This window comes from Peribacillus kribbensis DSM 17871 (genome assembly GCF_000430765.1).
GTDB classification, from domain to species: domain Bacteria; phylum Bacillota; class Bacilli; order Bacillales; family DSM-1321; genus Paraperibacillus; species Paraperibacillus kribbensis.
On sequence record NZ_AUMQ01000022.1, the window covers coordinates 58,288 to 79,285 of the forward strand.

19 protein-coding genes are annotated in these 20,998 nt (G+C 44.3%); 2 read left to right on the top strand and 17 right to left on the bottom strand.

Going from position 1 to position 20,998, the window contains the following annotated elements:
• Positions 1–4: 4 nt before the first annotated feature.
• The 12 genes from H539_RS0102080 to H539_RS0102135 form a co-directional block, all read right to left on the bottom strand.
• A complete protein-coding gene (locus H539_RS0102080) occupies positions 5–1,927 on the bottom strand; it encodes a stage V sporulation protein D (RefSeq protein ID WP_026692126.1) in 1,923 nt (640 codons plus the stop codon).
• 276 nt (positions 1,928–2,203) lie between these two features.
• The gene (locus H539_RS0102085) at positions 2,204–4,408 is read right to left on the bottom strand and encodes a penicillin-binding protein (protein ID WP_026692127.1); all 2,205 of its coding nucleotides are present in this window, start codon (positions 4,406–4,408) and stop codon (positions 2,204–2,206) included.
• Complete coding sequence (gene ftsL, locus H539_RS0102090) at positions 4,408–4,761, bottom strand: cell division protein FtsL (protein ID WP_026692128.1); 354 nt, start codon at positions 4,759–4,761, stop codon at positions 4,408–4,410. The genes H539_RS0102085 and ftsL overlap by 1 nt, the downstream gene beginning before the upstream one ends.
• A 90-nt stretch (positions 4,762–4,851) precedes the next feature.
• The gene (gene rsmH / locus H539_RS0102095) at positions 4,852–5,808 is read right to left on the bottom strand and encodes a 16S rRNA (cytosine(1402)-N(4))-methyltransferase RsmH (protein WP_026692129.1); all 957 of its coding nucleotides are present in this window, start codon (positions 5,806–5,808) and stop codon (positions 4,852–4,854) included.
• A gap of 58 nt (positions 5,809–5,866) precedes the next feature.
• Positions 5,867–6,298, bottom strand: a complete 432-nt coding sequence (gene mraZ, locus H539_RS0102100) for a division/cell wall cluster transcriptional repressor MraZ (protein WP_026692130.1) — start codon at positions 6,296–6,298, stop codon at positions 5,867–5,869.
• A gap of 205 nt (positions 6,299–6,503) precedes the next feature.
• Entirely contained in the window at positions 6,504–8,126 is a 1,623-nt protein-coding gene (gene bshC, locus H539_RS0102105; RefSeq protein WP_026692131.1) for a bacillithiol biosynthesis cysteine-adding enzyme BshC, read from the bottom strand.
• A gap of 104 nt (positions 8,127–8,230) precedes the next feature.
• Positions 8,231–8,620: a DUF3397 domain-containing protein gene (locus tag H539_RS0102110; RefSeq protein ID WP_026692132.1), complete on the bottom strand. Its 390-nt coding sequence runs from the start codon at positions 8,618–8,620 to the stop codon at positions 8,231–8,233.
• Entirely contained in the window at positions 8,621–9,502 is an 882-nt protein-coding gene (locus H539_RS0102115) for a 2-dehydropantoate 2-reductase (RefSeq protein WP_026692133.1), read from the bottom strand.
• Positions 9,503–9,802: 300 nt separating this feature from the next.
• The gene (locus H539_RS0102120) at positions 9,803–10,444 is read right to left on the bottom strand and encodes an RsfA family transcriptional regulator (RefSeq protein ID WP_026692134.1); all 642 of its coding nucleotides are present in this window, start codon (positions 10,442–10,444) and stop codon (positions 9,803–9,805) included.
• 93 nt (positions 10,445–10,537) lie between these two features.
• The gene (locus tag H539_RS0102125) at positions 10,538–11,296 is read right to left on the bottom strand and encodes an enoyl-CoA hydratase/isomerase family protein (protein WP_035321800.1); all 759 of its coding nucleotides are present in this window, start codon (positions 11,294–11,296) and stop codon (positions 10,538–10,540) included.
• Between the two features lie 102 nt (positions 11,297–11,398).
• Positions 11,399–11,572, bottom strand: a complete 174-nt coding sequence (rpmF, locus tag H539_RS0102130) for a 50S ribosomal protein L32 (RefSeq protein WP_026692136.1) — start codon at positions 11,570–11,572, stop codon at positions 11,399–11,401.
• A 66-nt stretch (positions 11,573–11,638) separates the two neighbouring features.
• Complete coding sequence (locus H539_RS0102135) at positions 11,639–12,163, bottom strand: YceD family protein (protein WP_026692137.1); 525 nt, start codon at positions 12,161–12,163, stop codon at positions 11,639–11,641.
• Positions 12,164–12,348: 185 nt separating this feature from the next.
• Here H539_RS0102135 and H539_RS0102140 point away from each other — a divergent pair, with 185 nt between their 5' ends.
• The gene (locus tag H539_RS0102140; protein WP_026692138.1) at positions 12,349–13,545 is read left to right on the top strand and encodes a nucleotidyltransferase; all 1,197 of its coding nucleotides are present in this window, start codon (positions 12,349–12,351) and stop codon (positions 13,543–13,545) included.
• Positions 13,546–13,612: 67 nt separating this feature from the next.
• Here H539_RS0102140 and H539_RS0102145 read toward each other — a convergent pair whose 3' ends face one another.
• The gene (locus H539_RS0102145; RefSeq protein ID WP_026692139.1) at positions 13,613–14,632 is read right to left on the bottom strand and encodes a SepM family pheromone-processing serine protease; all 1,020 of its coding nucleotides are present in this window, start codon (positions 14,630–14,632) and stop codon (positions 13,613–13,615) included.
• A complete protein-coding gene (locus H539_RS0102150; protein WP_026692140.1) occupies positions 14,622–15,419 on the bottom strand; it encodes a patatin-like phospholipase family protein in 798 nt (265 codons plus the stop codon). The genes H539_RS0102145 and H539_RS0102150 overlap by 11 nt, the downstream gene beginning before the upstream one ends.
• 186 nt (positions 15,420–15,605) lie before the next feature.
• Here H539_RS0102150 and ylbJ point away from each other — a divergent pair, with 186 nt between their 5' ends.
• Positions 15,606–16,829 (top strand): sporulation integral membrane protein YlbJ, encoded by a 1,224-nt coding sequence (gene ylbJ / locus H539_RS0102155; RefSeq protein ID WP_026692141.1) that lies wholly within the window; start codon positions 15,606–15,608, stop codon positions 16,827–16,829.
• An 86-nt stretch (positions 16,830–16,915) separates the two neighbouring features.
• On the opposite strand, the gene coaD is transcribed toward ylbJ, so the two are convergent.
• From coaD to H539_RS0102170, 3 genes are all read right to left on the bottom strand, one after another.
• Entirely contained in the window at positions 16,916–17,407 is a 492-nt protein-coding gene (coaD, locus tag H539_RS0102160) for a pantetheine-phosphate adenylyltransferase (protein ID WP_026692142.1), read from the bottom strand.
• Positions 17,408–17,470: 63 nt separating this feature from the next.
• Positions 17,471–18,022 carry a 16S rRNA (guanine(966)-N(2))-methyltransferase RsmD gene (rsmD, locus tag H539_RS0102165; protein ID WP_026692143.1) on the bottom strand — a complete coding sequence of 184 codons (552 nt, stop codon included), beginning with the start codon at positions 18,020–18,022 and terminating at the stop codon, positions 17,471–17,473.
• Between the two features lie 331 nt (positions 18,023–18,353).
• The gene (locus H539_RS0102170) at positions 18,354–20,828 is read right to left on the bottom strand and encodes a S8 family serine peptidase (RefSeq protein WP_026692144.1); all 2,475 of its coding nucleotides are present in this window, start codon (positions 20,826–20,828) and stop codon (positions 18,354–18,356) included.
• Between the last annotated feature and the right edge of the window lie 170 nt (positions 20,829–20,998).

Sequence of the window (20,998 nt, forward strand, 5' to 3'; positions counted from 1 at the left end):
ATCGTTACTCAGCCTTCTCGCCAAGATAAATTCTGATGGTAGACCCTTCTTTAACCTTGGTTCCCGGAGGGGGGGACTGCTTAATGACTTTGGGTCCGGATCCGGATACATCGAGATTGATATTAAAAGGCTGGCTTTGCAAATCCTTTACTTTCATTCCTTTCAGGTTGGGAAGCTCCACCATCACAGGATCAAGCCAGTTTACTTTTTTATCGATTTGGTCCTTCCGTGGTTTTACACCCATGGATCTCAGGGAATCATTCATGATCTTCCCTACAATAGGGGCAGCTACCGTGCCGCCGAATTGGACTGTTCCTTTAGGATTATCAACTGCGGTGTATACAACGATCTGCGGGTCGTCAGCAGGTGCAAAACCGATGAAGGACACAATGTAGTTGCCTTCCATATACCTTCCATTCTTAACCTTTTGCGCGGTTCCGGTTTTCCCTCCCACACGATATCCTTCAACAAAGGCTTTCCCCCCTGTCCCCTGGGCCACGACAGATTCAAGGGCCTGTCTGACTTTAGCCGAGGTGTCTTCAGAAATCACTTTCCTTTTTTTTACAGGCGTTTTCTTCATGACCGTTTTGCCCGTCTTAGGGTCTATGAGCTCTTTGGCGATGTATGGGGTATAAAGCGTCCCTCCGTTGACAGCCGCTGATACAGCGGCAACCTGCTGGATCGGCGTTACAGATACCCCTTGTCCAAAAGCTGTTGTAGCCTGCTCAACAGGTCCCACCCGATCCAGGTTAAACAGGATTCCCCTTCCTTCACCTTGAAGGTCTATGCCGGTTTTAGACCCGAAGCCAAAATTTTTAATATAGGAAAACAGCTTTTCTTTCCCCAGTCTTTCCCCTAATTCTATAAATCCGGGATTGCACGAATTCTGCACGACTTCCAGGAAGGTTTCTGACCCGTGCCCTCCCCGCTTCCAGCAATGAAGCCGCGCGCCTCCTACCTCTACAGAACCCGAATCATAAAAATGGTCATTTAACAAATCCACTTTTTTCTCCTCGAGTGCTGCTGCCAGAGTAATAATCTTAAAAGTCGATCCGGGCTCATACGTGCTCCAGACAGGCAGATTGCGGTTATAAATCTCCTGAGGGACATCCTTAAACTTTGCTGGATCAAAGGTCGGGCGGCTGGACATGGCCAAAATTTCTCCCGTCTTCGGATTCATGGCAATCGCAATGATCCCGTCAGGATTATAGGCTGCTTCAGCATTATCCAGCTCCCGTTCCACAATGGTCTGTATTTTGCTGTCAATGGTCAGCTTCAGGTCAAGCCCGTCTTTTGGTGCCTTATAATCGTCCGCCATATTTTCCATACGTTTGCCTTTCGCATCCGCATAAAATTTAACATACCCTTTTTCTCCTTTGAGCTCCTTATCATAGGAAAGCTCAATCCCCATCAGTCCCTGATTGTCGATGCCCGCAAAACCAAGAACATGGGAGAGATATTTTCCAAAGGGGTAATGGCGTTTTGAATCTTCTGCGATATAAATCCCTTTCATACCCAAAGCCCTCAGGCTTTTGGCTTTCTCATGGGAGATCTTTCTGCCCTCGGGGAACTTCACCATCGACTCAGGGGACGTTAACAGCTTGTACGCCTTTTGACGATCCATCCCCAGTACTGTGGCAAGCTTTTCAGAAGTCCCAGCCGGATCCTTGATCTGCCTTGGAACCGCATATACAGTCGGTGCGCTGATATTGGTAGCAAGGGCTACTCCATTCCTGTCCAGTATTTCCCCCCGCTTAGGCTCAAAAGGCAGGTTACGGCTCCATAAGTCCTTAGCACGCTCAGTCAGTGAATTACCAAGGAGGAACTGTACATATCCCAGCCTTACATCAATCACAAAAAAAACCAGCAGACCGCCTATCAAAGCGGCAATAAGCCGCTTACGCACCGTAACATTAGAGACCCTCACAGTCCATGCACCCCCATCTTAATGCTCTTACTCTGAATGTATGCTTGTACATTCACAATCAGAACAAGTCCAGGGACACGTGTCGATAATCGTAAAGAGAAAAAGCTGCCTCTTTAGAGCTTTTGCTTAATTTTAAAAATGAGCTTGGACAAAAACAAAAAGCAGATGGAGAAAACGTTTCGTTCTCCACCTGCTTTATTTTAGGGAGTTATTGGTCATCCACACTTCTTTCGACGCAGTCTCTCCTCTTATCTATGAGTCAGCCTCTTTAGCTTATCAGTCATGCACTTCGCCCGTTTTTTCCGGTTCGACTTTGTGCATGTCTTCCGGAGTTTTCATTTGGATAATTAAATATTGTTTTGATGAAACGGTTGTGCCTGGCTGAATGCTTTGTTTCACCACATATCCGCTGCCTACAGGCTGCAGTTTAATGCCAATCACCTTAGCCACTTTCATGGCATCTCTCAGCGACCAGCCTTTCATGTCAGGTACAGTCGGTTTGCCATTTGTCAGCAGAACCACCCTTTCCCCTGCGAGGAGCTTGGTTCCCGCCTTGGGATCCTGGGCGGCAACCTGTGTTCCTTTACCAAGAATGGAAACCTGGTAACCCTGGGCCTTTAGCTCCTCAGCTGCATCAGACACTGACTGCCCTTCATAGTCATTAATGACATAGGATTTTTTCACAGCTTTATTGGATGGCTGGATATTCAGGTATTGAAGGCTGTTTCCCATGACCGTATCGAAAATCATAGAAACCGGTATCGAACCATCCGCATAATTTTCCACTTTCGGCTGCTGGACAGCCACGTACATAAGCAATTCCGGGTCATTTTTCGGGGCCATGCCCAGGAAAGAAAAAATATAATTGGAGCTGCCTGTTAAATAGCCGCCAGCCGGAGCCGGCATTTGTGCAGTACCTGTTTTTCCTGCTACATCATACCCCTGTATTTTATACCTGTGCCCGGTGCCATTCTCAGCTGTTATAACTGTACCCAGGTAGTCCCTGACTTTTTTTGCCGTTTCTGCTGATATTGGCTCCGAAACAACAGTCGGCTCCGTTTTCTTTACAACCTTTTTCGTCGCTGGATCGATCACATCCTTGATTACATATGGACGCATCATTTTTCCATTATTGGCAACAGCCGTTGCGGCCTGTATCTGCTGGATAGGGGTAATCGCAGTACCCTGTCCGAATGCAGTAGTCGCTTTTTCAATTGGCCATTTAAAGAGAATTTTTCCTGAAACTTCATTCGGAAGATCAATTCCGGTAGGCTTATCAAAGCCGAATTTAGTCAGATACGTCCGGTATCTCTCCGGCCCGAGCTGCTCCATCGCAATTTTTGCAAACGCCACATTGGATGAGCGCTGGAGGCCCTCCAGATACGAAATCGTTCCCCAGCCCTGTCCGGCGTTGTGATCAGGGACTTTACTCGCTTTATTATTATTCACATAATAGGTTCCCGATTTGTAAGTGGCGTTCGGATCAAACACATTTTCCTGCACTGCCGCCGCAAGAGTAAAAGTTTTCATGGTCGAACCAGGCTCATATGAATCCGACACAGCAAGGTTCTGCCAGCCATCCTCAATTCCTTCCCTTGTTGTCGGATGGAAGGAAGGTCTTTGGCTCATGGCCAGAATTTCCCCTGTCTTTGGATCAGCCACGACTGCCACCATTTTTTCTGGATGATATTGCTGCTGGACTGTATTTAATGAATCTTCAAGAAATGTCTGAATCTTACTGTCAAGCGTGACCTCGACCGTATCTCCATCTTTAGGAGCCTTAATTTGTTCCTTTGAGTTAGGAAGCAGGAATCCCCAGCGGTCACTATCATATTTCATGATGCCGTCTGTTTCCCTGAGGTATTTATCCATCGTCTTTTCTAAGCCCATTTTGCCGGTGTAGTCCGTCTTCTTGGTCTCTTCATTGTATTTGCCTTCAACAAAGCCAATAACATGAGAGGCGAATACCCCATTTGGATAAAATCTCTTAGAATCGCGCTGGAACATGATCCCCGGGAGCTTCAATGCATCGATTTTGCTTTTTGTCTGATGAGAAATGTCCTTTCCCGCTGTTCCAAACTCAACTTGGAATACTCCCTTTTTGGTCAGCCTCTTATAAATGTCTTCCTCATCCATGTTTATGTACTGCGCCAGCTCTTCTGCTGTTTTCTTTGGGTCTGTCACATGTTTTGGATGCTTCAGGGATGATGTCACCGAGGGGTCAAGAATGGCGGTCAGCTTATAGGAGACCGTATCCTCGGCGATCGCCTCTCCATTCCGGTCTACAATGCTCCCCCTGTGGGCTTCAAGAATATCCTCCCGAAGGTATTTCGTTTCAAGCTTCCTCCCCAGAGCCGTTCCGCCTGCTTCCTCTGTCACCTGGATATACAAAAACCTGCCTGCCAAAATAAAAAAGAGCAGCCCAAATATGAAGAATAGGAATACTGCCCCTGTAGAAATATTTTTTTGCTTGTTCTGCATTAGTCCTGCACAACCTTAACATTGTTCTGGTTTAATTTAAGGCCCAATTCTTTCGCCTTTTTCCAGATTCTTTCATAGGTGCTTAATTCACTTACCTGGACCTTCAGGTCGTTATTCACTTTCTGCTGATTGTCTATCTTTCCCTCAACCTGCTGTATTTCCTTGTTTTCGTTATAGATTGAAGATTGATTGGCTATTATTTTAACTCCAGCTCCAACAACCAGTAAAGCAAAAACCACAAGCAGGATTTTTTCCCCAAAGGTAATCCCAGTTTTCTTCTGGATGACCCTCTGCACCTTTTTCGCTGGTGCTTCCTGCTGCTGTTCCTGAACTTTTTTTGCAACGGTGCTCATCTTTGTCCCCCCTCAAAATCTTTTTCTATCGGTTGTATCCTTCTTTAGAAGGTTTATCTGCAAGATATATCGGCTTCTGCACCAGAAACTTTACATTTTTTTAGGGAAAATTTCCTGCATCTTTTCAGCTATCCGAAGCTTCGCTGAACGGGCACGGTTATTTTGTCCGAGCTCTTCCTCACTTGGGATGACAGGCTTTCTTGTAATGATTTTTATGATCGGCTTGTATTCATCCGGTATAACTGGCAGTCCAGGAGGCAGCGGAGGGATTTCACCTAACTTCTTGTACACTGTTTTGCAAATCCTGTCCTCCAGGGAATGAAAGGTGATTACGGATATTCTTCCGCCCGGGGCCAGAAGGCCGATGGACTGGTGAAGGGAGTCCTCAAAAACACCCAATTCATCATTCACCGCAATCCGGATTGCCTGAAAGATCCTCTTAGCTGGATGTCCCCCTTTTCTTCTTGCGGGAGCCGGTATTCCTTCCTTAATCAGTTCTACCAATTCAAAAGTAGTTTCAATAGGTTTGATATCCCTGGCAGCCTCGATTTTCCTGGCAATCTGCTTAGAGAATTTCTCCTCTCCATATTGGAAGAAAATCCGGGTCAAATCTTGAAAGGTCCAGGTATTGACTACATCATACGCTGAAAACTTTGCACTTAAGTCCATCCTCATATCAAGCGGTGCGTCATGATGATAGCTGAATCCCCTCTCAGGGGTATCGAGCTGGGGGGAGGAAACTCCCAGATCATAGATGATCCCGTCAACCTTATGTACGCCGCGGGCTTCCAATTCTTCAGCAATGTGCTTGAAGTTTCTTTGGATAATGGTTACCTGTTCCCCATATCTCTCAAGTTTTTTTCGGGCATTTTCCACTGCTGTTTCATCCTGGTCAAATGCATACAGCTTTCCCTGCGGCGAGAGCATGGACAATAGGTATTCACTATGGCCCGCTCCTCCCATGGTACAATCCACATAAATTCCATCAGGCTTAATATTCAAGCCTTCCACCGTCTCTTTCAGCAGAACGGTAGTATGTTGAAACACTGACATAAATCCACATCCAATCGAATGAACATAATCATTTTGCGAAAAAAGCTGAACACTAGATATCAAAGCCAATCATATTTTCAGCGATTTCTGCAAAAGAATCTTCGGAATTTGTAAAATAGTCTTCCCAAAGAGGTTTGCTCCAAATCTCAATTCGATTGGAAACTCCGAGAATCACACATTCTTTTTCTAAATGGGCGTAAGCGGTCAGCGGCGAAGGGATATTGATGCGTCCCTGTTTATCGAGTTCACATTCGGTGGCTCCTGAAAAAAAGAACCTGGTGAAAGCTCGCGCATCCTTCTTGGTAAGCGGCAGAGCTTTTAGTTTTTCTTCAAGCAATTTCCACTCTTCTTTGGGATAGCCAAACAAACATTGATCAAGTCCTCGGGTGAGCACAAAATCTTCTCCCAGGCTGTCACGAAACTTGGCAGGCACGATGATCCTGCCTTTGATATCAATGTTATGATGGTATTCGCCCATGAACATCTGCCACTACCCCCACTTTCTATTCTCAATGTACCACATCCCCCCACTTTTCACCACAATTTTATAGATGAAAACCAGTTTGTAAAAAACTTTTAATATAGACATGGAAATGCTTCAAAACCATCCCAGGAAGAGGAGATATTTACAGGTCCCCGAGAAATAAAAAAAGATCCGGAATGATCTCATCCCGAATCCTTTCTGCCCTTTATAAATAGACAGCTTTATGTTTGTTATTAAATTCATAATCCTTTTCAGCAAGCTTCTGCACGAGGTCAGGATATTTATTAAGGAAATAAAATGGATTCCAGATCCGCTCCTGAGGAGAATTCCCAGGATAAAGGGATGCTGCTGCACGCTCATATTTACGGATAATGATCGAATACTTCATTCTGTTTGCGCCGTCCGCTTTGTCGTGTATGAATTCCAGCTGCTTCTGGATCAATTCCTGATTCTTCTTAAGCAGCGGCTCAAGGGCAGCATCAATGGTCAAGGCATGGCTGGAAAAATCGGCATGAGCTTTTTGGACACTTTCCAGCATATGCTGGTAGAGATTTTCTAGATTCTCATCTTTTATTTTTTCAATGAATTGCTGCAGGGATTCATCTGTCTTCCCTGTTAAAACATCCTCCAGGCTCAAGCCGAGATCGTCTAGATCGGCCGCAATCGGTCTTTCAACAAGAGTGAAATTCAGCCGGGGAACGATCGGAGGCATTTTCATCTCAAACAGCTCAAATGCCTTCTTCAATTCGGCCCAATAGGCCGCTTCTCCCGGACCGGCAATGAAGGCAAGCACAGGGAAAACAGATTCCTGCATCAACGGCCTCGTCACCACGTTGTTGCTGAGAGCTTCCGGCCCTGTTTCAGCTATATGCAAAAGCTCCGCTTCTGTGAAAGACTGGCCAGGTGCGGTAAAGCCTCCTCTGCCGTCCAGTTCTAACAGGGATCTTTCTTTATCGGTCAAATCATAATAAAACAGGTTGGCTGCATTTCCAGACATTTCAATGGCTTTTTTATACCCTTCTGAAGCAATGAATTCCTGCTGCTCCAGAACAGCTGCTGTTATTTCCGGAGCTTTTTTGATCATGGTTGTGAAATAGCCGCTTTCAAGCCCGCGAAGCCTGATATCACTGGCATCAATAAGCAGCAGGCCATATTCTTTAAACCATTCGTGCATCAGCCTTGCGAAGAAATCCACAAAATTGCGTGAATTCTTCAGTATTTCTTTCATTCCAGAAATCAACGCATTGGTATGGTCGGTCTCTCCATAGCTCTCAAAAATACGCTCTACCCAGGAGACTGCCGTTTCATAGTCGAGCCCTATATCAGATACCATCGGTTTCCCGGCTGAATAATAAGGGTATGAGGTTTTCTCCGGCCTGCCGTTTTTCAGGATATACACATGATTAACTTCCTGATAATCATGATCTTCCCCCGCGATCCAGAATACAGGGACCACCTTTTTATTCAGTGCCTTCTCCTGCTGTCTGGCAAGGGAGATAACGGATATAGCCTTATGTATGGTATATAAAGGCCCGCTTAAAAGTCCTGCCTGCTGGCCGCCTACCACAGCTACCGTCCCAGCCTCTTTTAAAGCTTCTATGTTTTGATGAACACGCTCATTTATTTCAAGCGGGCGCATGAACTCCCGGATTGCTTCTGAAAGCTCAGTTCTATAAAACTGGCGGTTCATTAACTCGCTATATCTTTTTTCATAAACTTTTTCATCATTCAAGTCATAATGAAAAAAATTATCCGTCTTTAGCCTGCCGCTGGTATAATCAGATGCAAATTGATTGATTGAAGGCAAGACAAGATCCTTAATTTCCATAGAGTACTTCCTTTCTCTCTAACTTACCTTTTAAAAGTATATCACCCAGCCTGGCTTAAAACAAAAAAACAGTCCCAAAAACGGGAGGTTTGGAAGGAAATTCTTCAAATAAGCATTACCGTTATTCTTTGAATCGTCCCATATAGGACCAGAACTACATACGCAATAAAGAAAAATAAAAAATTCATTCTGAGAAAACCCTTGAAAATCCGGCTGAAATCAATTTCCTTCCGGTATTTATAATTCATGACCGTAACTGCTGCGGCTACAGCGAGCAGCACGATGCATAGAAATCCGGTAAAAGAGACGCCCCAAATCACCTTAATGAGATAGTGCACAGACAACACCAGGAAAAGAACAGTAATATCAGCAGAAGTCTGTACAGACCTGCGATGGTTTTTAGTGATTTGTTTCAGAACGGTAAAACTGATTATGTAGCTGATAAGCGGCACCGTAATGAGCGTAGCAGCCAGAATGGACACTATGGTCGCCATCTATTTCCTCCCCTTAAGCTCCTTCCCTTTTATCATGCTGTATAAATATTTTGACAGGGCCGGCTCTATTCTCTTTTTTTCCCCTACTCCCAGTACATACCCCAGGATTGAATCAATTTCTGTCTGTCTTTCTTCTTCTATATCACGAAGCATGGAGGATTTATTTCCGGCGGTTGCCTTGCATACGCTGACAATATGATCAAAATGCTCCTCTTTGTGCTCTATTTCCAAAACATTCATAACTTCATCAAACAAGGCAAGGAACAAGCTATGAAAATGAGAGTTGGTCAAAAGCTCCCCGTTCGCTGCTCCCAGGACGGCAGTTAAGGGATTAATACAGACATTCACTATAAGTTTTTTCAACATCATATTATAATAATCCTTCTCCCTGACGAAACGAAAATTTTTTTCGTCCCCATTCAGATCGAATTCGGATGGTTCGCCACGGAATATGGCTGTCCTGGTTACCCCGATGCCAGTATGCTGAACATGATTTGCGCTTTTCTTCAGCGCTCCGTGCTCAGTGATTCCTATTCCTATATTCTTTGTGCTCAAATGCTGCAGCCTTGTGAGATGCCCCATGCCATTCTGCATGAATAACACTGGACATCCGGCTTTCTCTATATAAGGCATCACACTGTCCAAATGATATTCTTTCACGCATACAAGGAGCAGATCTTCCCCCGAGGAAAGCTCACTCACGGGCAGGGATTCAACATGGATGACGGAGAAATGTCCCTCCGCTTCTAAAACAATACCATTCTCCCTGACGGCAGCTGCCTGCTTTTCGGTCCTGGTATAAAGAGTAACATGATAATCTTTTGATAAATACGAGCAAAAAAGCAGGCCGATGGACCCGCCGCCAATGACACCTATATTCATTCGTAACGTCTCCTGGTAATACTTTTCTCTTCATATTAACAAACATAAAGTATAACGGAAATAGAATAACAGAAAAGTTTCGGAAACGGCTTTAAGAAAACGGGGGATCCATAAAGGAGAGATGGCATGTTTTTAATTAGGGGTGGGGTTTGTTTAAAGAAATACGGGGGTAGCATATCATTTCATAAACTCATAGTCAGGCTGTCTCATTATTATGGCATCAGTTTCGCATGGCTTCTTCAGGGTTTATCATTCGCCATGAAGATTCTGATGCCGCCTTCCCGAGACAGCCTCAACCGTCTACTTTTTAACTCTTTCAAGGTTACCGTTTTTATCCATTTGAAACCTCACATTCGAATCTTTAGACTCTTCCTCTAGAAAAATCAGCTTTCTCGCCCTTTCCATAATTCCGATCAGCGCCCTGTAATCTTCTTCTACAGTTTGCAATTTTTCTTGTAGCTGCTTATTGATATTGACCACATTCTCATAATCTGCCTTTAATGCCGCCAGCTCCTGCTTGATATTGTCATTTTCCGCGCCACTCCCATAATCCTGGTCGTATTGGACCAAAAACTGAATCACATCATGAAGATTGGCCGGCGGATCCTGAAGAAATCCAGGACGGGCAGGCATAGCCGTCTCTTCAGGAGGATGATTATGCTTCTCGAGCTGAATCTGGACGGCAGCCTGGACGGGTGCTTCCAGATTCTTTTTCTTACTCTGCTTTCTTTGCTTTTTCGCAAGCTCAATCCCCGATTTATATTGCTTTCTTACATATGAATTCCATCTAAAGCCGCAGGCCGCAGAAGTGCGGGAAAGCTTCTTGCCTACCTCCTCAAAAGCTTTTAGCTGGGTGCTGCCTTCTCTTATATGACGCAAAACTACCTCTGCAAGCAAAAGGTCTTCATCCTGTGACCAGGCATCCTGTCGGGCAATGGACATCATCTTCACTCCTTGCAAGTTTTACTTCATACATATGCACTTGCTAGAAAAGATAGAAGAAGAAAGACCGGATAAATCACTTTTCTTTTCCTTTTATTTTTGCTTCAGGAACCTTTTTACCGCTTCATGATGAGCTGGTTCTGCCCATAATTTTGCACATTGGAGGATTTCCTGGTCCATTCTACCTTTCAATCCGGATGCTTCCCATTTTCCCGCCACAATCCTTTTATAAGCTGTAAGCACTCCTAATTCCTTTTTCAACAGCCTGGTAAGAAAAGCATCCCATTTCCCGCTTTCATCATCAATAAAATCAATAAACCCCAGCCCTTTGGCTTCTGCAGCGCTGAATAAGCTTCCGCTTAAGAGAAACGTGTGGGCGGAGCTGACTGAAAGCTTTTCATAAAGAATGGACCCTCCACCCCACCCTGTAGTGATCCCTAGATTCGCCTGAACAAAGCCTGCTTTTGCATAAGGGACAGCTGCCCTGAGATCACAGGCAGCCGCAAGTTCACATCCACCTCCCACTGCAGTTCCATTCAGATAGGCAATAGTAGGTTTTTCCAGGGTAAGGAGCCGGTATAGAATCCCTCCCATTTTAGAGAGCATAGAGAGAGCTTCTTCTTTTGAATAGAGATGCTGAAACTCCTTTAAATCTCCTCCGGAACAAAAAGTCTGATTTCCCGCCCCGGTAATCATCAGCACTTTTACAAGCGGGTCCCCGGCCGCTCTAATCAGGGCTTCATCCAGCCTCTCCATCACCTCATGACTAATGGCATTCCTTCTCTCAGGCCGGTTGATTTTCAGAACAAGGAGCCCCCCGTCTTCCAGAACACTCTCAATTGCCTCCCCCATCAAACTCCTCCATCCATATAAATTCATCCTCCAAAACTCTAAAAAAAGCAACAAAGAATACAAAAAAAGCACAGAGAAATAATTCTCTGTGCCGCAAATGTATTATTTGCTGATAACTTCTTTACCTTTATATGTTCCACATTCCTTACAAACTCGGTGAGCTAGTTTCATTTCACCGCAGTTAGGGCATGCTACCATACCTGGGACTTGGAGTTTAAAGTGTGTACGACGTTGTCTTTTTACAGTTTTAGAAGTTCTTCTAAATGGTACAGCCATTATTCCCACCTCCTTAAAAAGAGTTAACAGGCTAAGAAACCTTGTTACAGGTTATCTTTCGCACTTTTACGAATTGTTGTTTTCATCGTTAAAGAAATTTGCCAGTTTTGCTAAACGAGGGTCAATTTTCTTCTTTTGATCTTCTTCAGTTACAACTTCCCAATCTTTCCCAGACTGCGGAGCCGCATCCTCTGAATCTGTATCATCACAAAATACCTGAATCGGTATTTCGATTAGAATATTTTCTTTAATAACAGGCAATAAATCAATAGTGTCGCCTTCCACTGCAAAAGCATTTTCCGCATCGGAAACATCGTAAGCAGTATTTAAAAGAAAAGTTTCGATCGTTTCAATATCGATTGGAAATTCTACATCAACTAGAGTCCGCGAACAAGGAAGAATCAGCTTTCCTTTTATATGAAGATGAAAAGTCACTTTCGAAGAGCTGATATCCGCTCTTCCGGTGATATGCATAGGTGATGCATCACGGATTTGGGTATCCAGTTCTTTAATGTCTGATACATCTACATATTCATCAAGTTCAAGCTTTTTGTCCCGGAACTTCTGAAGTTGGGTAATTGTCCATTTCAAATGAATCACCTCGGGTGAGCAACAAAAGTAATTATATCGGTCATTTAACCGTTTGTCAATATTTTTTCTTTACACTATAATAGAGAAAAAAAGCAAAGAAATTCCTTCTATAAAGTACATACATTTTAACATGATATATCAAAATGGCAAATTATATGGATTTATAAAAAATAAAGAGGTGGACCATGAAAGCACTTGGAATTGTGGTTGAATACAATCCTTTTCATAACGGCCATTCCTATCACATCCAGGAAAGCATTAAAGAGACAGGAGCCGATCTTGTCATTGCAGTTATGAGCGGGAGCTTTCTTCAGCGGGGCGAACCCGCCATTGTAAGCAAATGGTCGAGGGCCGCCATGGCTCTCCGCTCGGGAGCAGATATCGTCTTTGAACTGCCATACGACTTTTCTGTCCAGCAGGCAGATCGATTCGCAGCCGGTGCAGTATCTATCCTTGAGGCCGCAAATTGTGAAACGGTCTGTTTCGGCAGTGAAGAAGGGACGATAGAGCCTTTTCTCGATGCAGCCCACTTCATGGACATCCACAGGGAAGAATTCAACAGCCTGTTCAAGGAATACAGCAAAGAAGGCTTAAGCTACCCAAGAGCCAGGGGCCAGGCTTTTCATAAACTTTCTGAAGGCAGGGAGATGCTCGACTTAAGCAGACCCAATAACATTCTAGGTCTTCAATATGTGCTGGCTGCCTTAAAGAACGGCTTCCATATCAAACCCTGCACCATTCAAAGGATTCAGGCAGATTACCATGACACCTCTCTCGGAAGCCATGCTATCGCAAGTGCCACAAGTATCAGAAAGGCATTGTTTGAAAACCAAGGCAGCCTGCATGCCATATTGAAGCAGATACCCGAAGCAGCCCTCGAAGAGCTTACATCTTATTTTAACCAATTTGGTGTTTTTCATCATTGGGAGCTTTATTGGAATCTTCTTAAGTACCGGATCCTCTCCTCCTCCCCGGATGAGCTCCGTGAAATACGCGAAATGGAAGAAGGTCTGGAGTACCGGTTTATGGAACATGCCCTTGAAGCACGCTCCTTCCACGACTTTATGGAACGCATGAAAACCAAAAGATATACCTGGACAAGGCTGCAGAGGGCTTCTGTTCATATCCTGACAAACACAAAAAAAAGCCATTGGCCCAGTACGCCTGAATACATAAGGCTTTTGGGCGCCACCGAAAAAGGAAGGGAATACTTGAATCAGAATAAAAAGAAGTTTGGACTGCCCTTGATTTCCAAAACCTCTTCCTTTAAGGAGGGGCTGCAAAAGGATATCCAGGTGTCCGTCATTTATTCACTGCCGCTTAATCATGCTGCACAGCATGCTTTTATGAACAGAGAATACCGACAGCCAGTATTAGTTTAGATCTTTTTAGAAAGCAAAAAAGAGACTGTCAAAAGGACAATTACCTTTTCCAGTCTCTTCTTTCAGCTCATTTTCCCTTTAGATGTTCCAGATACTTAACCGCATCCGAAAATGAGTCCACAGGAACAATCTTCATAGAAGTTTTGATATCCTTTGCCGCTTTTAGCGCCTCCCGGTAGTTGGAGCCCTTAATGCCCTTTTCGTTGGGAGCAAAAAAGATTTCGGCTCCCGTTTTATCCGCAGCGACAATCTTTTGCTGTATACCCCCGATCGGCCCTACTGTACCATCCGGGAAAATTTCGCCTGTTCCGGCAATCTTGTATCCTTTGGTCATATCCGTCTTGTTCAGCTGATCATAGATTTCGAGGGAGAACATAAGCCCTGCTGACGGGCCGCCGATCTTTTCTGAATCAATCGATACCTTCGGCTCCGTTTTCACATCCCTGTCATCAATCAGCGTAATTCCTATGCCTGCCCTGCCCTTCTCACCAGGAAGTTCTGCAAGCTTCACTTTTTTCGTATAATGGCTGCTTCCTCGTTCGAAGGTGATTTCAACCTGGTCGCCGGCTTTTTTCCCGCTCAGATAATGAATGAAATCCTTGGAGGATTGGAAGGCAGTTCCGTCGAGTTTTACAATCCTGTCTCCGGATTGCAATATATCGGCCGCAGGCATCTTTTCCTCGACATGCATCACATAAATGCCTTTAAAAATGCTTTTGAAAGGTTTCCCGGCATTTTTATAGGCGACTTCCATGGCACTTTCCTTAGAGCCTTCCATCATATTCAGCTGTCTGAAATTATATTCTTGGTCCGTTTCATTATCGCTCAGAATCTCTTTGGCAGGGTATAACTCCTGGTACTTACTTGCTTTAGCTATTAGATAGGAATAAATATTGGCTTTTCCCATCCTGACGGTCGTCAGCATAAATTCACCTTTAGAATGATATCCGCCATCCACTTTTACGACAGGATCCAATTCCTCTGCCATGCCCGGCTTGGTTACATAGTAGGGCAGGGTTATAAAAGTGGAAGCAAGTATTAAGATTAGTACGAAAATGAACGAGCTTAACTTCGCTTTACGGCTCATTCTTATTTAGTTCCCTCCATTTTTCGATCTCTTCACAAATTTTGTCCAGATTATTTCTGGCCTCTTCTTCTCCAATACTAATCATTTCTTCTATATTTGTAAATGCTTGCGAACTGAATGCCTCTACCCTTGGCCGGATCATCACGTTCGATTCAAACTCCCTATTCTTCACGATCTCCAGCTGAAGGATATCAAGACTTTGCAGGATGACATCATAAATAGACTGAATTTCAATATCCTGCTTAAAGTGGGCGACCTCCACTCCAATCACGATGTCCGCCCCCATGTCCCGGGCAACAGAAACCGGGACACGATCCACTACACCTCCATCAACCAGCATTCTCCCATCAATCACCTCAGGCACAAAGATACCAGGTATTGAGATGCTCGCACGGACAGCTTCAGCAATCGGACCAGAAGTGAAAAGTACTTTTTCTCCGGTTTTAATATCTGCTGCTACAACGGAAACGGGGATCGACAATTCCTCCAGCTGTTTTCCATATGTAAAAATCCTGATAAAATCCTTGATTTTCTTTCCCGAAATCAGCCCCATCTTCGGAACAGTAAAATCCAGAAAATATTTTCTCTTAAATGCCTTTGATAACTTATACAGCCACTCAAGATCCTGCCCCGCTGCGTAAAAGCACCCCACAAGCGCGCCCATGCTGCTTCCCGCAATCATATGCACCGGTATCTTCTCTTCGCTCAGTACCTTCAAAACTCCGAGATGGGCAAACCCCCTTGCACCTCCAGAGCCCAAGGCGAGCCCGATCTTAGGTTCTCTCATACCGCCGCCCCTTTCATTTATATTCTGCCTCAAACAACTGGTCTAATTTTCCCTCTTTCCGTATATGGTGTAAATAAGGACAAGAAGAGCTTCAAAGCTTCGCTTAGAAAAAAGTTCATATAAAAGTATATGTTTATTCTTCAATTCGTGCTTACAGAGTATGAGTTCTTTATGGAGGGACAAGTATTGATTAAATCCAGGCTTAAAACTGTTATATTGTCTTCCCTGGCTGTCTTTCTAGCCGCTTCCCTAATCAAATTTCCCCAGCAGGCCTTTGACGCCTCCATCAGGGGGCTAAATATGTGGTGGGAAATTGTCTTCCCTTCCCTCCTGCCTTTCTTTATCGTTTCAGAAATGTTGATTGGTTTTGGTGTTGTCCGTTTTTTAGGGGTGTTGTTGGAGCCCTTCATGAGGCCCTTATTCCGTGTTCCTGGAGTCGGGGGATTTGTATGGGCCATGGGAATGGCTTCCGGCTTTCCTGTGGGGGCAAAACTCACCGCGAGGCTGCGGCAGGAAAAGCAGCTTTCCCGCATAGAAGCTGAAAGGCTGGTATCGTTTACGAACTGCTCCAATCCCTTGTTTATTTTCGGCGCTGTCTCAATCGGTTTCTTTTATAATACGAGCTTAGGCATCATCTTGGCTTTGTCCCATTATTTAGGGAATTTCACCGTAGGACTTATTATGAGGTTTTATGGAAAAGAATCCAAGGGGAATACAAAGGAAAAGAAAAAGAAAGTTTCAATCAGGGCAGCCCTTGCAGCTCTTCACCGAACAAGAATTAAAGATAACAGGCCGATTGGAAAGATGCTCGGTGATGCAGTCCTTTCCTCCATTAATACTCTCCTGATGATCGGGGGTTTTATCATTTTATTTTCCGTCGTCAATAAACTCCTTTTTGAGATGGGGATTACAGGATTTCTGGCACTATTCGTTAAAGATGTCCTCCGCCTGCTCCATCTATCCGAGGGACTCAGTATTCCCTTTATTGCAGGCATTTTTGAAATAACGCTGGGGGCGCAGATGACAAGCCAGGTTCAGGATGCCGCTCTTATGCAGCAAGCTGTCATCACAAGCTTTATTCTGGCTTTCAGCGGCTTCAGTGTCCAGGCACAGGTAGCAAGTATTCTTGCAGAGACCGATATTCGATTTCTTCCCTTCTTCCTTGCACGGATTATGCAGGGGATCTTCGCCGGCATATACACACTGCTGCTATGGAAGCCGCTTTATCCCGAAGTATTCGAAGGGCGGCCAAGCAGTTCCCTTCCTGGCGGAGACGGACATTTCTCCATACTTTCGGCCTTTATTTCCGGCCTGCCCAAGCTGGGGCCTTTGATTACACTGGGGTCACTCATTATTTATATTCTGATTGCTTTTCGAAGCATAAATCGAGATCCAAAGAAACTCCTGTAAAAAAACAGGCTGTCTCACAGATAAACTGATCTGCTGTCTTCACTATGAAGAGAGCGGTGTTTAATCTCATGAGACAGCCTGTGGTTTTAATTTGGCTTACTGGTGTATTTATTTAAGAGCGCTTCCTTTACAATCGGCGGGACTAATTCGGAAATGTCTCCCCCATATTTAGCCACTTCCTTCACAATACTGGAACTCAGGAAGGAATATTGATTATTCGTCATAATAAAAAAGGTTTCGATCTGCTCATTCAATAACCGGTTCATGGAAGTAATCTGCATTTCATATTCAAAATCGGATACTGCCCTTAATCCCCTTATAATGGCATCCGCATGAATGCTTTTGGCATAATCGACCAAAAGCCCCTGAAAAGAACCTGCTTTTACATTGGGAATGCTTTTTGTCGCCTCCCTGATCAATTCCATCCTCTCCTCCACCGTAAAAAGCGGACTCTTGGAGGAATTGTTTAAAACCACTACATACACCTCATCAAAAACCTTGGCGCCCCTTTGAATGATATCAAGATGTCCATTCGTAATCGGATCAAAACTGCCTGGACATACCGCTATTTTCCCCATTGATATTCTCCTCTTTGTCTTAACCGTATGTATTTACAAACTAACATTTCAACGCTTCAAAAGCTATTTATGTCTGAAAATGGTCACCGCGGTAATTCCATAGACCTCCTGCCTCCAGATCTCCAGTTCCTCGAATTCTTTATCCAGAGTATATTCAGAGGCATATTCACAAACGATTGCTCCATTTTCAGCCAGGAGCCGGTTTTCGATAATACTCTCAAGCAAGTTTTCAAGGACATGCTTTTTATAAGGAGGATCCAAAAGGATAAGATCAAATGAAAGTTCTCTTTTTATAATAGCTTTCAAAGCCCGCTCGGATTCATTTCGATAGACCTCTGCCTGCCCTGCAAAACCGCATGCTTCAAGATTGGCTTTAATGGTCTGTATAGCCTTCTGGTCCCGGTCGACAAAAATCCCCTGCTCCATCCCCCTGCTCAGCGCCTCAATTCCAAGGCCGCCGCTGCCGGCAAACAGATCCAGGACCCTGCCTCCCTCAAAATAAGGGCCAATGATATTAAAAATAGACTCCTTCACCTTATCCGTCGTCGGACGAGTCTGATTACCAGGAACCGCCTTCAAAGGCCTTCCCTTACAACTGCCTGATACAACCCTCATGACCTCACCACAATCATCACTAAAATTTTTCTACCCTATCCTACCACATTCCGGGGATAACGAAAAGCGGAGAACGGTGCCTTCCTAATTTAAATTAAATTTAACACCCATGAATCTCACCCTTGTTAAACAAAGGAGACTCATTGGAAGGCAGAGACCCGAAAAGCATAAGACGATCCGGGTGTAGGAAGTGCTTTCCTTCCCATAGACGGATTGGCTTGAGACTCGAAGGCCCCTGCTTGAGTTCAGTATTCACTCAACCTTACAAACTATTGTTTTAAACCATAAAAAAAGCAAGACAGCTAAATAATACTGCCTCGCTCCACATCAACTATTTCAGAAAAGCGCTAAAATATCTTGTCATAGCAATTGCAAAATCACCTCTTGTCATTTTGCTATCAGGATTGAAGTTTGCTTTTACTACCGGTTTTAAATCATACGGACCCTGTGTTATAGAGAATGAAGCGTTAAGTATATTAAGATCTAAAGCCAGCTGTACGTACCCTTTTAACTCAGCAGGGATATTACCAGCATCTTCAATATTTATTCGTTCATCTTTATATTGAACGGTAACCTGCCCGGTAAAGTTCTCAGCATCCTTCTGTAAGCCTAAGCTTTGTACTAAAGAGTATGCGAGTTCTGCTCTTGTGACTCCGTCCTTAGGCGCAAATTTACCAGGGCCCTTAGCTAAAATTACTCCTTTTTGGATTTGCTGCTGGTCCCTGAATGCTGAGCCTTTTGCTACTGTTGCCTCTGCAAATGGCAGGTCCGCTGCTTCTACATCAGTGAATGAATTCTGTCCCGCTGCTGGCAGTGATTGACGGATTTCCGCTCCCATCACTAGATACCTTGATAGTTCGGAACGGGTTAATAGGGAAGACGGCTTAAATGTTCCGCTTGTATAGCCGTCAAATAAGCGTTCACTCACACCCATTTTAATTGCTTCTGAAGCAGGATGGCCGACTATATCACTTAAACCGGTGAAGCCGGTAACCTTCGTAAAGGCTAAGGAACCCTTCACTGTTTCGGGTAGTCCAATTCCAATTGGATTTGCTTCATCTCCCCTGATTCCCCTAATTTCAGCTTTCCATTGACCGGAAACCGGAGATAAAACGGAAACGGTGCGGTCTGTATATAGCGGGAATAATAGACTTACCCCTGAACTAAATTCTTTTCCATCTGGTGCAATAAGGACGAGGTTAATAGGGTTGCCGGTCTCCTCAAGCAATCCCTTGCCGTCCACTTTCGCAACAAGGCTAGATAATCCTGCTTCAACTGTGAATTCATATTGATTGGTGGTTAGGGATGTAACTGGATTATAATCGACCGAAAATTCTTTGCGTTCAGTTGATGATTGAACGTTACTGTTAAAAGTTTGAGATGCATTGACCGTTTTTCCGTACTCTTTTCCGTTATATATCCGATCCACTGCCGCATAGGCATTTACATATCCTGATCCCACTTCCCAGGTTTCATAGCCTGGCATGTTTGTCGCGGTTTTTTGCAAGATATCCTTTATTTCTGATGGAGAAAGTAAAGGGTTTGCTTCAAGCATTAAAGCGACTATTCCAGCTACATGAGGTGTTGCCATCGAAGTTCCGCTCATAGTCGTATAATATGGAAGGTAAGCAGGCGGAATGGTCTGTGCATCCTGTTCAGCGGCTAAGGTGGATACAGGTCCAATAACTCTTGTTGATACAATATCTACACCTGGAGCAGTTATCGTCGGTTCATCCTTCCATGTCCACTCCCGGCCATCCGCAGAGAAAGTCCCTCCCACTCCTTTTGTTCCCCGTGAAGAAAATTCAGCCAATTTTCCATTTTTCTCACCAGCCGCAACGGAGATTACCCAAGGCGCTTTTGCATAAGGGTTATGTGTGTTTTCTCCAGGCCCTTCGTTACCAGCAGCAAATAATACAGTGATCCCTCTATCAAATGCTTTTTTGCTTGCTATGTTAATCGGATCATTAGGGTCGAAAGCGCCGCTTGATCCCCAAGAATTTGTAATCACTCGAATATCAAATTGAGTCTGATGTGTGATGGCATAATCGAAACCACCGATGCCATCCAGGACAAACAACGCGGCTCCTGAACCGTATCCAATTAAGTTTGCCCCTGGTGCTGCACCTTCGTATTTGCCGGAAGACATGGCTCCCGTGCCTCCAACAATTCCAGCAACGTGAGTCCCGTGTCCGGAATTTGTATCCGTATTCGGAACGTTTTCCTGGTATGTAACCGGAAGAAGCGATGGCTCAAGTGCATTAAGGTTTGTGGAACCCAGTACGTTTTGAACCAGGTTTTTATGAAGTTCAATGTCCTTGTGAGTACCGTCGACTCCACTATCATTTATAACTACCCCTATGCCCTTACCTGTTACCGGATGGCCATTATTGACTTTTTGAAATCCTTGATCGGTTCTTACTTTATCCACTCCGGTTACGTTGGTAGCTTCTTCGTTAAAATAGCTCAGCTTTTTATTAAGGTAGACAGATTGCACTTCTCCGGATTCTGAGAGTTTTTCAATCTGTGATCTGGTGGCAATCACACCTGCAATCGGAAGTGATTTCATAGAAACCCCTGTTTTTATACCGAGGGTTTTTAGAAGACCAAGCTGAGATGCAGTCGGAGGGCCGTCCCCTTTGAAAGAAACGATAACCTGCAGAGAGGTTGCTGTTTCAAGAGCTCTTTCTATTAACGGATCTACAATTCCTTTCGTTTCGTCAGCAGCGTATGCCTCCTGCTGCCTGGCTCCAAATTGTGGTAAAAATAATAACAGGGCTAAAAACACATAAATCCAGCGTTTCATCTGCTCTCCTCCATTTTCGAAATATTGAAAATCTTAGTCTGATTATCCTTAAAATTTGGGAATCTTTCTATTCCGCAAAGGTTCTATTTTGAATCTCCGGATGGAGTATTCAGATATAATACAAAGGATATAGGGAATATAGTACCTATGTAACTGCAAGCAGGGCTGAC